This is a genomic window from Nostoc sp. EspVER01, from assembly GCF_034530635.1.
Lineage (GTDB): Bacteria > Cyanobacteriota > Cyanobacteriia > Cyanobacteriales > Nostocaceae > Nostoc.
Genome location: NZ_JAVRCS010000001.1, coordinates 430,045 through 444,610 on the forward strand (window position 1 = coordinate 430,045; position 14,566 = coordinate 444,610).

At 39.9% G+C, this 14,566-nt stretch carries 10 protein-coding genes; all 10 read right to left on the reverse strand.

What is annotated here, in order from left to right; translation table 11 throughout:
* Positions 1-237: 237 nt before the first annotated feature.
* The 10 genes from RMX69_RS01725 to RMX69_RS01770 all read right to left on the reverse strand — a co-directional run bounded on the left by RMX69_RS01725 (position 238) and on the right by RMX69_RS01770 (position 14,546).
* A complete protein-coding gene (locus RMX69_RS01725) occupies positions 238-2,721 on the reverse strand; it encodes an S-layer family protein (protein WP_322636287.1) in 2,484 nt (827 codons plus the stop codon).
* A gap of 119 nt (positions 2,722-2,840) precedes the next feature.
* Complete coding sequence (locus RMX69_RS01730; RefSeq protein ID WP_289799679.1) at positions 2,841-4,622, reverse strand: ShlB/FhaC/HecB family hemolysin secretion/activation protein; 1,782 nt, start codon at positions 4,620-4,622, stop codon at positions 2,841-2,843.
* A 539-nt stretch (positions 4,623-5,161) separates the two neighbouring features.
* Positions 5,162-5,329, reverse strand: a complete 168-nt coding sequence (locus RMX69_RS01735; RefSeq protein ID WP_289799678.1) for a CopG family transcriptional regulator — start codon at positions 5,327-5,329, stop codon at positions 5,162-5,164.
* A 926-nt stretch (positions 5,330-6,255) separates the two neighbouring features.
* The gene (locus tag RMX69_RS01740; protein ID WP_322636288.1) at positions 6,256-7,572 is read right to left on the reverse strand and encodes a DUF4910 domain-containing protein; all 1,317 of its coding nucleotides are present in this window, start codon (positions 7,570-7,572) and stop codon (positions 6,256-6,258) included.
* Positions 7,573-7,593: 21 nt separating this feature from the next.
* A complete protein-coding gene (rfbC, locus tag RMX69_RS01745) occupies positions 7,594-8,148 on the reverse strand; it encodes a dTDP-4-dehydrorhamnose 3,5-epimerase (RefSeq protein WP_322636289.1) in 555 nt (184 codons plus the stop codon).
* 39 nt (positions 8,149-8,187) lie between these two features.
* Positions 8,188-8,841 (reverse strand): PIG-L deacetylase family protein, encoded by a 654-nt coding sequence (locus RMX69_RS01750; RefSeq protein ID WP_322636290.1) that lies wholly within the window; start codon positions 8,839-8,841, stop codon positions 8,188-8,190.
* Positions 8,838-9,635, reverse strand: coding sequence for a sugar phosphate nucleotidyltransferase (locus tag RMX69_RS01755; protein ID WP_322636291.1), 798 nt, complete (start codon positions 9,633-9,635; stop codon positions 8,838-8,840). The genes RMX69_RS01750 and RMX69_RS01755 overlap by 4 nt, the downstream gene beginning before the upstream one ends.
* Positions 9,636-9,674: 39 nt before the next feature.
* Positions 9,675-10,940, reverse strand: coding sequence for a class I SAM-dependent methyltransferase (locus tag RMX69_RS01760; RefSeq protein ID WP_322636292.1), 1,266 nt, complete (start codon positions 10,938-10,940; stop codon positions 9,675-9,677).
* 18 nt (positions 10,941-10,958) lie between these two features.
* Positions 10,959-11,987, reverse strand: coding sequence for an NAD-dependent epimerase/dehydratase family protein (locus RMX69_RS01765; RefSeq protein WP_289799672.1), 1,029 nt, complete (start codon positions 11,985-11,987; stop codon positions 10,959-10,961).
* A gap of 3 nt (positions 11,988-11,990) precedes the next feature.
* A complete protein-coding gene (locus RMX69_RS01770) occupies positions 11,991-14,546 on the reverse strand; it encodes a tetratricopeptide repeat protein (protein WP_322636293.1) in 2,556 nt (851 codons plus the stop codon).
* Positions 14,547-14,566: the final 20 nt, after the last annotated feature.

Here is a 14,566-nt window from a genome sequence, read left to right on the forward strand (position 1 = left end):
TTCTATCAATACTTAATATATATAGGGTTCCCTAAACGGTATTGTGTTTGCACAGCATCAACAGTTTTAGTAGTTATCTTGGTGTAGCTTTGTGAAAACGAAACTTGCCGTAAGCGTTGCAATTACTGGAACTTCAGTTCGCACCACAGGTTATATCGTGTCCGGTTAAAGACTTATCATTAAGACGGCAGGGGGAAAGAGGGTTTCCCGGTTTTTGCACAGGTGCGGGAATTATAACTAATTAGTCGGACATGATATTAAATATGGTTGTACATGGGTTGGTTGAGCCGCAATTAACTCAATTTTGCCTTGGGTGTTCCGGTGCCAGGAAGTAGCTTGGACAAGAACTTCTGAAGATTCAGGCATTTGTGCTGTGACTTCCCCAGTTTTGCGGTATTCAGAGATATCGCGGACATCAGACCAAGTGCTTAGGCGTAGTCCGTCGTAGACATTGCTCGTCACATCTTGATTGGGATTTTGCGGCACACCACCCCGTCCCGTTACCACAAATCGACTGCCTTGATTTGCAGAACAACCACTGGCTATTTGCTGCGATGAATCGCTGACATTCGCTGGTAGTTGAATTAAGCCAGAATTGGGATCTACTCCGATAGTATTAACTTGAACAGTACCGCTAACCCCAAACTGTGAACTAGCAGTGATGTCATTTTCTGGAGTCAGTTGAGGACGATATTTCAGCCCAATAATTCCCTGAGTTGTGATTTGAATATTGCCACCTTTTCCTTGGACTGCATTGGCAATAATGTCACTGTTTTCTAAACCCACGATGTTCGGAGCATTAAGCGTTATATTGCCACCATCACCACTACCCCCTGCTTCTGCACTGATAAAGCTACCATGACGCATCAGTAGTAGATCCCGCAGTTGTAAATTAGTGTTACCACCTCCGCCTGCTTTTGTGGATGCTGAAATGCTGGCCCCATTGTCGAGTCGTAGAGTGTTCGCCTGAATGTTTAAAGTACCAGCCTTACCGGAGCCAAGGTTTTGGACAAAAACTGTTGCACCATTACTGATGTTAAGAAGTGGGGTGTTAATCGTGGTGTTACCTGAAGTAGCGCTGGAAAATCTAAAAACAGGACGAACAGCTGTACCAATATAGCTGGGATTTGCTGCATCTTTGACACCATTCACATCAATCGATTCAGACGCATTGATAGTCAGTGAACCTGCATTTCCTAAAACTATGCTAGAAGCTGACACTCTGCCGCCAGCTTGAACCGACAGCTTGCGGGTATCGATTTTCAAATCCCCTGCATTACCAAACCCAAATGTGGCAGTAGACAACAGACTAAAATACAAACCCTTTGGCGCTCCCTCATTTGTCACCTGAATCGTATCCGCCTTGACGATGAGATCGCCGCCATTGCCTGAAGCGTAGGGTCTTGCTGCGATATTGCCGCCAGCTAAAATAGACAGGTTTTGAGTGGAGATGTTAACATTTCCACCTTTTCCAGCCCCATAGGAAGCAGCTAATATCTGGCTGACTGCTCGAAAAGGAGAAGGATCGCCAAATGCAAAACCATTCACCTGCATTTCATCAGTATTTATTGCAATATTGCCACCCGATGCTGTGCTAAAAGTACGGTTTAAGATATACCCACCCCCGTCAATATTCAACTGTGGGGTGGTAACGATAATATTCCCTGCCGCACCTGGGGATATAGTTTCATTAATTAAACTGCTGGAACTTTTAAAATCAGGAGACTTGCCGATAATCTGGAGGGACTCTGTGGCATTGATGGCAATATCACCAGCAGTTTGATTGCTGCGATTTTGCACCGATACCAGTGAACCATCTCGGATGCTGACCTGTTTACCCTGAATTTGAATGGCTCCTCCCCTTTGCCCACTAAGGTCGCGTGTAGATGCTAGAGCTAGTTGGGTTATCTGGATATTGCCAAAACTCGAAGCATTAGGATAACTTAGTGCAAATCCTTCAGGGATAGTATTGAGTGTGACACTTCCACTAGTAATACTACCCAATTCTATTTGTCCTCCTGGTGTAGAGAGCAATCCTCCATCTAAGGCGACATTCCCACCCACCAATGCTAGGGTTCTTCCAGGTTGCAACTGTAATCCTCTCGTACCGAGGTTTAATCCAGAAACCTGAAGTGAGTCGCCTAATTGGGCATTGTGTCCTGACCCTTGGACGGTAATGGCTCCTGGATTGCTACCAAATTGCAAGCCAATTGGCACATTCATCGTCAACAAAGGGGCTACTGCGGTATTGGTAGCACTAAACTCCACCCCGTCAGAGAACTTGATGCTGGTTGCAGTTGTACCAACAAACGATCCGCCAATATTCAGTTGGGCATTGGGGCCAAATAAAATACCCGCAGGATTGACCACGAACAAATTGGCACTACCATTGGCGCGGATTAACCCATCGATATTAGACACACTACCGCCTGTGACACGGGCGAAGATGTTTTGCACATCGGTGGCATTGTCAAAGAAGGCAGAACCACCTGTAGGCAAGGAGAACTGGCTGAAGCTATGGAACAAGTTTTTCGCGATCTGATTGCCATTGATAATAGTGAAATTATTACCACTTTGGGAGACTGTGGTGTTGAGGGTGCTATCAGGTGTTACTTGGGCGTTAGTCGAATTGCTCCAGAGAAGTACAGTACCCAAAGGTACAAGCATCCCACTTCTAAATATGCTATCCAAAAAACTCAGCCAAATAGAGGTTATTTTCATTGTTTAGCTTGTTAAAATTTCTAATTGCCTAAACTCATTACTATCAATACCCTGAGAGCTTTTTGCATAAAAACTTTCTGAGCGATCTCTACTCATAGTCAGAGAAATTGGCGATCGCCTCAAAACTGTGAATAGCGTATCGAGAAATACAACCCATTTTCTTGGAGCGATCGCTTTTCACCATCCACTGAAATCAAAGGAATGCCCCAATCTATGCGGGCCAAGAAGTCATCACCCTGTTTCCATAACAGCCCCAACCCAGTACTAACAAGCGTACTCGGTGATGGATTTTCGCCTTTGGTATTCCAGCCTTTACCTACATCAATGAAGGGTGTCAGTTGCAACACTCCGCCAATTTTAGCAGCGCGGACAATTGGGACTCGAAATTCCGCCGAAAATAACAGACCATTATCTGTGAGTAATGCGTCTTGGCGATAGCCCCGGACACTTAGCTGTCCACCAAGACCAAATTGCTCTAAAGGTACTAAGGAATCTGCTGCCAATTGGAAATCGCCCCTAGCTAAAAATAGAGTATCTGGTGCTAATTGTCGCACCCACTGCGCCTGTCCCCGCCACGCAAAAAAGCGGCTATCTGGTTCATTCTCACTGACATTAGCATCGAACCAATCTACACCAAAACTCAATTGCGATCGCGCCGCAAAGACATACTGGTTACTTCGCTGAGTATATTCTTGGAAAAAGCGCAGAGCCGAAATATTAGTTTTTCCCTTCTCGTCTGCACCCGGGGATAGTTTAAATGGCCCAATATTATCTATACCTAACTCAGTTTGGCTGGACTGGCGCGAGAATGACAGCCCAACTGCCAACTCTTGGGTTGGTTTTTGGATCAGTGGTTGCCGATAGCCCAATTCGTAAGACTGGGAATCTGACTGGATATCAAGGACACTGAACGGTTTTTCAATAACGTGGTTCCATCCCTGGCTAAAGCCAAAGGATACAGTGCCATTATGGGCATTAATCGGTAAGGTGTAATTGAGATTAATTGTATTACTACCATCAGTATTGGTGTATCCCATACTCAGGGTATCGCCCAAACCCAATAAATTGGCTTCTTGCAGATCCACTCCCCGGCGAAAACTGCCCACACTAGGCGATCGCCCATTATCTAGGCTTGCTGTCAGTTGAAAAGTGTCTGCTTCTTCAACCTCAACTTGCAATATGTTGGTTCCTGGACGCACACCTTTCTGCAACTCGGCTGACAGGTTTTGGATGCGTGGATCGAGGCGGAGTAGTTGAAGTTTTTCTAGTAAGCGGGGTACATTTAGAGGTTTGCCAGCGCCAAGTTTAATGCGATCGCGAATGTATTGAGTGTGTAATCGCCTATTACCGACAATCTGAATTTCTTGCAAACTACCCTCAATCACCTGAATCTTGACTGTCCCAGCTTCTAGTGTCTGCGGTGTAATCAATGCGCCTGTGGTGACATAGCCGTTATCAGTGTAAAGCTTGGTGATGGCATCTTTAACTTGCAACAACTCTGCAAATGTCAGTTCCCGTCCCACAAAGGGATTTGTGACAGCGGCAAACTGTTCTGCTTTGAAAACTGTACTACCCAAAACTTCAATGCGATCAACCTGAAATCTGGTATTAGGGTCATTTTGCTCCAGAATCGGCTGATTCGGTAGTTTTAGAGATGGAAGCAATTGATTCTCGTCTGGTGGCTTGGGTAGCACATTCGATGGTAACGGACTGTCAGGAATATCCTCTAACCGACCTGGGGGTAATGTTTGAGGATCGGGAGTTTGGGCGATTGCATCTTGATAGTTGCACAATATTGCTGCGATCGCAAAGCTGAGTGTTATAAATCCAGCAAAAATCCTTAGTTCGCCCACGGACTTCCTTACCTTTAGCTGATTTATAACCAAGGTTTTTTTAACCATTATTTGTAATTAAATAAATTAGAGATTAAATTCTTAATACTTTGGGAAGTATAAGTCAATAAGTGGTAAGTACTATATCTAACTTAAAAATATTTTGAAAAGATCAGTAATATTACTATTTGTCAAAAATTTTCAGGCGCAAAGTCAGAGAGAAGAAGGTATCCTGCCCAAACAAATGGATAAATTACTGGTTAAAGACACCTACAAAACTTGAAATTTGGTAGTTTACAAAACACTTGCGGACTCTCTACCACTACGAGAAAGCAAGCTAGCAAGACCATCTTGATTCTGAATTCTACCTTTTCTTCAATTAATTTGATATTGTTAATTATGCAAGTGTATCAAGATAATTGCACCATATATAAAGCAAAAGTCAGAGCGAAGATTTCCTCGGCTCTGAACTTTGTAAGAGAGTATTCTTATTTAAATTCCCTAACTTTAGTTATAGGAATTCACTGTTAACTGATAACTGTTAAGCAGCATATTTCACTCACCAATTAAGATGTACTTATTTTGATTTGGTTTTTTTGCAGTGTGATTCACGAGGTTTCAGAGGGTTTTTCATCTTTAGGATAAAGAGAGCGAATTAACTCCCGAATTACATCAGTTGCTGGTCTGCCTGTTGTTGAACAGTATTGTTCAAGCTTCTGTGCCTCGCCTGATGTGAGATTGATTGTAAGTCGTTTAACAGCCCATTTTTTATTCATGTACTAGACAAGCTATGTTTTTAAACTACTTCTCTAATATCAATCATCTAAACTGCTCTTACAATGGTATAAGTAATGACATTTAGTTTAAGTAATCATGAAGTTAAATAGGATATTTTTCCAAGTAATAGTGAAGAGGTGAAGTATATTCTAAATTATAAAGTTAAGCTACTTTTCGGACAGTAATTATAAGTAGAATGTAAAAATAAAATTAAATATATCTATACAAAATAAGTATTCTCACAGAACTGTTGAGGATAATAATATAGAAAAATTTGGCAGCCCTAGCAAATAGAATTCGCGGTTACACACATCAAATCCATCTCCCAATACTTCTAGGGTTTTGGGGAAAAGGGGAAGGGTAAAGGGCACAGGTGTCAACTTAAGCTAAAAGCTTTGTCAAATCTCGTTTCCAGCCTCTGGGCTGGAAATGCAACTCAAAAGCGGCTCTGCCGCCAGCAAGGGAGGCGGAGCCTCTAGGACGGCATTCCCAGTCTCCGACTGGGAACGAGGAAAGTCCTATCAAACAAGGTTTTTAGGACTTGTGTGTACACCGTAGCCCGCTTGTAGGGAGGGGTTGGGGGTGGGGTGTAATGACTGTGGTTAGCATAACTAAATTATGCGGACATGATATAATATAATGTCCGCCAAATTACCCATAATAAAATAACCCCCTCCCCGCCTGCGGGGAGGGGAGACAAAGCACAGCTTTGGCGGGGTGGGGTTCTTCGGGTTTAATAAGCAATCAAGCGGACATGATATAACCTTTTCCCAAAACCCGATTCGGAATTAAAAATGCTTAACTGAGAAGTATTGACGCACCTCCAGGGGTTTTAAAACCTTGATTTTCTCTTAGACTACTCGGTGGGAAAGACTTACATAGGTTTTTGTCGTAGCGAATTTCATTTTCCCAATCTTTTTCAAACTTAATTGGTTTTAATTGTTAGTAAGTCATGTGTTGATAATGTATCGGCAGCAGATTTAATCACATCAAATGACATTCCCGACTTTTCTGCAATATCTAATAGAGTATGCTGACCATCAGATAAATTTAAAACCCACAGGATTGCCATTTCATTTAGTCCGCTATCTTTGTTACCACCAACTGCCCGATATATTCCTCTTTTACCTAACTGTGGCTCACATTTAGGATTTTTGTTGTAGTAGATTTCGTTATTGTTGAGGATATACAACATCGAATGACATTGAAAGAATGACTCGGCTAGATATTGGGGTTGAACGAAATTTAAATCATCAGCTGAGGTATGGTATTCAGGAAAACTACCATGAGGCGATCGCATGAAGCAACCTACAGCTAGATTAAATCCAGGTGAGCAATATTGTCGCTCATCATAGCCATAGGGGAAGAAATCTATAATTTTGTGATCTTGTTTTAAGTTTTTGAGTACATAAGCAGCAACTTGATCGATTTCAGTGTCACCTCTACGGCTTTTTTTGTAGGTAAAGTTGCCTGAATCTCCTAAACAAGTTAATACCAAGCCATGTTTAATGTTGTTGACTTTAGCTTCATTGAGAGCCAACCATGTAATTGAGCCAATGGTTCCGGGAATCCAGAGAAATCTATAGGAATATCTTGGTGTAGTTTGACTTAAATATTTAGCGATAAAAGTAGCGATCGCAATTCCCGAAAGATTATCATTACAGAGTGAAGGATGACAGGCATGGCAAGAAATCAAGACTTCATCAGTACTGTCTCCGGGAATATAATACTCACCATAAGTCAAATAACCTGGTTTTAGAGAAGAATCAATACATACTTCATATTCTTCATCATTTAGTTGCAAATACTGATTGTGAGTCAGGCAAAAGCCCCAACTTTCCTTGTAATATGAAGTTCGGTAAGGAATCCAATTAGGATAATCGGCAAGTGTAAATATATGTGATTTAAGTTCTTGAAGAGATATTTTTTGATGTATGGGAATACTATAGTTAACAACGTGCAAATTTGAATTAGCAAAATCTACAATCTTTTCACCTTGAGAGTTTTTAATATAGGCATCTTTAATATTCCACTCATTAGGAACTGTCCAATCAAATACCTCTGTTCCTGTCGGTATTTCATGAACTGACAAAGGAATATGCTGCTGAAGAATTTTTAAAGTTTCTCTAAAACCATCACCTGTAATACTACGGCAAATGGGATATAAATCAGAAATTAGTTGGTAAAGTTCTAGACTGATATCCTTGAGGTTAAAAGAATTTTTGATATCAACTGCAACCATAAGTAGAATCCTTTTAAAAGCCTAAGTCATAGGCGTTACAATTTTTGTCGATTCAAATAAACTCCAAGCCCGATCTTTTTCTGAAATTTCAGTCACAGGTAGAGGCCATTCAATACCAAAGGCTGGATCGTCGTAGCGATACCCAGTAGAATATTCTGGTGCATATAAGTCACCCATTTGATAAGCCACTTCGGTTTCGTCAGTGAGCGTTTGGAACCCATGAGCGCACCTATCTGGGATATAAAGAGCAAGGCGATTCTCAGCCGTTAATTTTATACCAATATGAGATAAATAGCTAGGAGAATTTGGACGCAAATCGATAATTACATCATAAATAGCCCCCCTGATACAACGCACCAATTTTGTTTCCTGAGAAGGAGGCATTTGATAATGCATACCCCGCAACGTTCCTTTTTTATAGTTAAAAGATAAATTGCATTGGGCAATAGTAGGTTTTAAACCACGATTTTGAAATTCCTGAACACAAAAAGTCCGAGCAAAAAAGCCGCGAATATCTTGATGCAACTCTAAATCAACAATAAATGCTTCTTTTATTTTAGTTTCAGTGAAGATCATAAATTTACAAACTTGAGAGAAAATTAAAATTCTAATTTTTTAGAAAAACATTTTTCGACAGTAAAAGGCCTCAGCATATTTACCCGGCGAGTTTGATTCAATCCCACGAATTCTGAGCATGGAACGAAAAGTCTCTTCTGTAAACCACTGCTTATTATTCTGGGTAGGGAACGCATCCAAAATATATTGAATTTTTCGGCGGCAGAGTGTTTCATTTAAATGGACAAAGAAATTAGGAATACCCAAATCACCATCATATTTGGGTATTTCATATTCTAAAATTAAATGATTTCTAAAGGTATTCCAAGTCAACTCAGAAATTAAGCGGTGATCTTGGTGGCGATCGTCTCGGTGATGAGTAAAGATTATATCGGGTGAAAATTCTTGCTTCAACTGTTCAAAACATTCCTTCACCTCTATCCCTTGAAAAGGTAGAAAGCCATCTCGAAAATTTTTAATGATAATTTTCTTGACCGGGATTTCTTTTAAGAAGAGATTAGCACTAGTGGTTGCTTCCTCTGCTCTTTGCTCATTGGAACTAAAGACAACCCAATAGATAACAACATCTTGGTAAGTCTCTATCAGCTTTAAGATTGTACCTCCACAACCAATCTCGATATCATCGCAATGAGAACCTAGACAAAGAATTTTGTACTCAGATTCTTCTATCTTATTCAAACTAAGTTGGATCATAAATGGTCGACTTGTACTTGTTCATCTCCCCAAACTTCCCAAGGTCTTTTGCCTTGAGCATACATATCATCCAACTGTTGTTTCTCTTTAAACGTATCCATTACTCCGAAAAAGCCAGTGTATTTATATGCAAAAAGTTCTTCTTTGGCAATCAATCTTTGAAAAGGCTCCATGACCAGTTCTTCGCCATAATTTATATAGTTGAAAATCTCTTTTTTAAAGATAAAATATCCTCCATTAATCCAAATATCACATTGTTTTACATCTTGGATATTTTTTACCAAACCATCCTCTTTCATATCAACTAAGTGAAAAGTTTGGCTTGGTCTGACACATAAAAAACTACCGATTTTATCACGTTGATAAAAATTATTGATATACGTTGGTAAATGTAAATCTGTCAAACCATCACTATAATTAGCTAAAAATACTTCTTCTCCTTCTAGATACTTTTCTACTGCTTTGAATCTTTGACCAATGTTGGCAGTTAACCCTGTATCTACAAATGTAATATTCCAATCTTGAATATCTCGATTAAACAACTGAATTTGGCTACCGTTAGAAAGAGTAAAGTTATTAGAAAGCCATTCATTGTAATTCAAAAAATAGCTTTTAATGAGGTCAGACTTATAACCAAGACATAAGATAAAATCTTTGTGCCCATAGTGAGCATAGTATTTCATTACATGCCATAATATTGGTCGATAACCAATATTTACCATTGGCTTAGGAATACTTTCTGAGTATTCTCTCATTCTGGCTCCTAAACCACCGCAAAATAAAACTACTTTCATGTCACTTACCTCTTTTTTACAAGCAAAAATACTAAATACTTAAGAGTAGACATTAACTTCAGGAATTGGTACAACAAATTGTCCTCCCCAATCCCGAATGTAAGCCATTTGGGTCATAATTTCATTTTTCAGATTCCAGGGTAATATTAGTATATAGTCAGGCTTTGTTTCGGCAATTTTATCTGGATGAAAAATCGGAATATGAGTTCCTGGTAAAAATTGACCCTGTTTATAAGGGTTACGGTCTACTGTATAGTCAAGAAAATCTGTGCGGATACCGCAATAGTTTAAGAGAGTATTTCCCTTACCTGGAGCACCGTAACCAACAATCGATTTTCCCTCTCGCTTAACTTTGATCAAAAAATCTAATAAGTTGCGTTTAGTTTCTTTAACTTGTTCTCTAAAGGAAAAATAGTATTCTAATTGCGTAAAACCAGCCACTTCTTCTCTATTTTTAAGTTCTGACACTTGCTGAGTAACGGGTTTAGACGAGTCTTCATTATGGCGGGCATAAATTCTCAAAGAACCACCATGAGTAGTTAATTCTTCTACATCAAAAATGGTCAAACCGTGAGCAGCAAAAATCTTGTCTACGGTAAGAAAGGAAAAATAAGAGAAATGCTCGTGGTAAATAGTATCAAACTGATTTTCCTCGATTAACCGCATCAAGTGGGGAAATTCCATAGTTATTACACCATGCGGTTTGAGGATAATTTTCATCCCCTTGACAAAATCATTGAGATATGGTGTGTGAGCAAGGACATTATTTCCGAGTAATAAATCTGCCTGTTTGCCCTTAGCAACCTGTTCTTTTGCAGTCTCCTGTCCAAAAAATTTGACAACTGTAGGAATACCTTTTTGAATTGCTACCTCAGCAACATTTGCTGCTGGCTCTATTCCCAGCGCCGGGATGCTTTTGGCAACAAAGTATTGCAGTAAGTAGCCATCATTACTAGCAATTTCGATGACCTGACTTTCCTGGTTTAATTGGAAACGTTCTACTACCAAATCAACATATTTTTTGGCGTGTTGTAACCAGCTATCAGAGTAGGAAGAGAAGTAAGCGTAGTCGCTAAAAATATTTTCTGGACTAATGTATTCTTGGAGTTGAACTAAAAAACACTCCTCACAAACATAGACATGCAGAGGATAAAATGGCTCTACTTCATTGAGCTGTTTGAGACTGCGATAACTTTCGCAGGGAGGAGACATACCTAAATCTACAAAGGTATGGTGTAAGCCTGTTCCACAGAATAGACAATTACCAGTTATTAGCTGATTATTTGTTGACTTTAGTAAATTCATAACTTATTATATGAAATTTTAAACAGTCTGCCAGAAGAAATCTCGATCGATTTGCTGAGTGCGAATGAGGTATTCCAATTGTTTCAGGCGGGTAAAGCCTCTAGACTCAAATGTTGCTCTATCCATATCAATTTGCTGAAAGACATTATATAGTTGTTGGGCACCTCGTTGGGCATTCCATTCACATTTGAATCCTGGTAAATTTTGGTTAATTTTATTAAATAAAACCCGATAGCTGCGGTTATCAGGATCGTGTTTACCAAAGCTCAATTGACAATCTGTAAAGACATCTGCAACTATTTGAGCAATTTGTTTGACTTGATAGTTGCTATTTGTATCACCGACATTGAAAATTTGGTTGTGAATTACATCACGCGGAGCTTCTAAGGTACAGGCAATTGCTTTGCAGATATCCAATAAATGTACTAGGGGACGCCAAGGTGTACCGTCGCTGTTCATCTTGATTTCTTTAATTGTCCATGCCCAACCTGCTAGATTGTTTAAGACAATATCAAAGCGCATTCTTGGAGAGGCGCCATAGGCTGTGGCATTTCGGAGAAAGGTGGGAGAAAAGCCATCATCAGCAAGGAGTTTCACATCCTGTTCGACAAGTGCTTTGCATTTGGCATAAGCTGTTTGGGGATTGATGGTAGACTCTTCGCTAACGTAGTCTTCAGTGGCAAAACCATAGACACTGCATGATGAAGTGTAGATAAAGCGTTGGATTCCAGCTGCTTTCGCCAGTTTCGCTAAATGTACTGAGCCTTTGTGGTTGATATCGTAGGTGATATCAGGGGCTAACTGACCTAAAGGGTCGTTAGAGAGTTCTGCCATGTGAACTACTGCTTCCACACCTTGCAGGTCTTCTGTTGTAATGTGGCGGATGTCTTTGTTGAGGGTTTTGGCAGTTACCTTGGTGCCGTTATATAGCCAACCGACTTTATAAAAGCCAGTATCTAAACCAATAACTTCGTGACCTTCTTGAATCAACAGAGGAGCTAATAACGAGCCGATATAACCTTCAGTTCCAGTTACAAGTATTTTCATATCCTATGATGCGATCGCAATTAGTGGGGATTTTAATTCAGTAGGAATATTATCTTGGGTATTATCTACAGGTAGTGGTAGGAACTTAGCAATGATTTCTTCTCTTAGGGGAGCGGCTTCATCTTGAGTCAACCAAACGAATAACTTTGCTACTGCTTGCGGGGAGCTGTCAAGTTTGAGAATTTCTTGGAGCATACGCAAAGCTCCCATAACATTACCACTGTTCAGAGGAATCGCTGCCCTTGTCAAACAATAATTGAAGTTATAGCTACGAGCTTGGGTTGTAATGTCTGCGCAATATTCAGCAGGAAGATAACTCTCTGAAATTTCTATACACTGGCGGATGGATGCCGCCAAAATACCGGATGATAAGTCATCACCTGTCTGTCTGTCGGAATGTATACGGTAACGAGCCAAACTTTCCGGTTCGTACCACCAATCAGAAGAAGCAGTAATGCGTTTATAAAGTTCCCATTCAGGAGTGCAAACTAACTTCGGATAATAACCTCCTATTTTTTCATGAGTTAGGCGACGAATAACAACCGCAGGCATCTGTAATGGACATGTTACACCAATCTGCTGCCAAAAATTCCCACAGATACCTTTCTGATTTCCAAAGCAGGAAATCACTTCCCATTTTTCAATTACTGTTCCTTTTTCATTGAAATATTCAAAATTTGTGAAAGCGGCTCCTACGGAATCTGGACACCCTTGGAGACTTTGCTGGAGTCGGTCATAAAAACCTGGAACCACACTATCATCATCATGTAGGATATGAATCCACTGACCGCGACTGAGGGAAATGCCTGCATTTTGATTTGGCAATACTCCGATATTTTGCTGATTGCGGTAGTAGCGGATTATTCCTCCCCCAATACTGTTTACTAGATCGAACAATGGTGTTGTACTGGCATTATCCATTACCAAAATTTCCATCTGCTCTGCCCCAGTCCATTGCACCAAGACGCTAGCCAGACATTCCAGAAGATAATCGGTGCGGTTATATACCGGAATCACCACAGTCCAAAATGGTCGAGGTTTCTCTGGGTCTGTTACAGGTGGAATCGCTGGAAATTGATAGTCGCCAACAGTAACCTCACCTTGAGGAATGGGGGGAGTAACAAGCATTTCTGGAGTGATGGCAGCATCAAAGTAAGCAGATACGGCTTTGGCATAGTGAGGATTGAATAAAGTTAATGCCTGACGATACACAGAAATCGCCTCTGCTCTCTTATTTTGAGCTTGGTAAACCTGACTCAAACGGATGTAGATTTCCCAGTTTAAGGGATTGAGTTTTAGGGCTTGGCTATAAGAGGCGATCGCTTCTGACCATTGACCTATTTCTTGTAGGATGTTGCCTAAGCTATAATATGTCTCTGGCAAGTTTGGGTCAAGAGCGATCGCTTGACGATAGTAATTAATTGCTCTCTTGAAATCCCCTGCGATTGTGCAGGAAATTCCCAATTTGTGATTTAAATCCGCGTAGTGCGCTTGTTGATCTTTTGATAGTTTACCTTGCGCGTTGAGGGCGTTACCTAAGTTGACTTCTGCTTCGGCGCAGTTGGGCTGAAGTTCTAAGGCTTTTTGATAACAAGTGACTGCTTCATCAAACTTACCTTGTTGTTCTAAGGTATAACCCAAGTTGTTATGTATTGCTACTAGCTTGGACTCTAGAGCTATAACATCAGGTAGAGAAGCGAAATCAAAATACAATAAAAACTTTTGGCAAGGAATATTTTGAAAGTTTTTATTTTCTTGCTTAAATTTTTGAGATAACAAAACTAATTGTTTATCTCTATTGATTATCTCAATATCGTTCAGCTTTTCTAAAAGCTCACCATCCAATTCTCTGCCGTCATTCCTCGAAGGTGCGTTCTTTTTTAACCAATGTGTATGCCAAAAAATAAAACCTAAATAATAAGATGTTAGTCCTTCAAATTGAATTGCTTCACAGAATGGAATTTTTGCATGTTTATCGAAAATATTTTGCTGCGAAACTGTCCAATATGCTAAATCTCCATTGCCAGAAGCAGGAGATTTTAAATTCGTGTAGTAGTTTGGATCGTCTGGACGTTGATATAAATTTACTCCTGAAAAAAATAAGGCTGTATTTTGCAGATGATTTTGCTTCAAATAATGATAAATATTTTTTAAATGTTCAGTAATACCCACGTGACCACTGTCAATATCAACGCAAATTTTATACCGCGTCAGACTGAGACTAAAATTAGAATAAAAAACGAAAGAATGAATGTTATTTACATCCAATTCAACTTGTTCTTTTGTACCAAATAAATCGACGTAGGGTAAGTAATGAAAAGCCCGTATTTTTTGAGGATATTTTTGTGCAAATGCCTTGATTATTTGGGGAGCTTTGTCCGTACACTGATGAAACACAATTACTAATTCATCTACATAATCAATCCAAGATTCGATCGTTGGTGCTAAAAATTCCTCTTCATTACGAATTCGCATCAGACCGCTAATACCATCTTGCCGATTTTGTGGCTCAAAAGATGAAGTATTTATAGTAGGATGCTCAATCTGACCAATTGACATAGTTTGTTAGTCCAAAATTA

Bases quoted from the DNA above. Each gene is read 5' to 3' on its own strand.
- RMX69_RS01725 (WP_322636287.1), bottom strand. From the start codon at position 2,721: ATGAAAATAACCTCTATTTGGCTGAGTTTTTTGGATAGCATATTTAGA.
- RMX69_RS01730 (WP_289799679.1), bottom strand. From the start codon at position 4,622: ATGGTTAAAAAAACCTTGGTTATAAATCAGCTAAAGGTAAGGAAGTCC.
- RMX69_RS01735 (WP_289799678.1), bottom strand. From the start codon at position 5,329: ATGAATAAAAAATGGGCTGTTAAACGACTTACAATCAATCTCACATCA.
- RMX69_RS01740 (WP_322636288.1), bottom strand. From the start codon at position 7,572: ATGGTTGCAGTTGATATCAAAAATTCTTTTAACCTCAAGGATATCAGT.
- rfbC (WP_322636289.1), bottom strand. From the start codon at position 8,148: ATGATCTTCACTGAAACTAAAATAAAAGAAGCATTTATTGTTGATTTA.
- RMX69_RS01750 (WP_322636290.1), bottom strand. From the start codon at position 8,841: ATGATCCAACTTAGTTTGAATAAGATAGAAGAATCTGAGTACAAAATT.
- RMX69_RS01755 (WP_322636291.1), bottom strand. From the start codon at position 9,635: ATGAAAGTAGTTTTATTTTGCGGTGGTTTAGGAGCCAGAATGAGAGAA.
- RMX69_RS01760 (WP_322636292.1), bottom strand. From the start codon at position 10,940: ATGAATTTACTAAAGTCAACAAATAATCAGCTAATAACTGGTAATTGT.
- RMX69_RS01765 (WP_289799672.1), bottom strand. From the start codon at position 11,987: ATGAAAATACTTGTAACTGGAACTGAAGGTTATATCGGCTCGTTATTA.
- RMX69_RS01770 (WP_322636293.1), bottom strand. From the start codon at position 14,546: ATGTCAATTGGTCAGATTGAGCATCCTACTATAAATACTTCATCTTTT.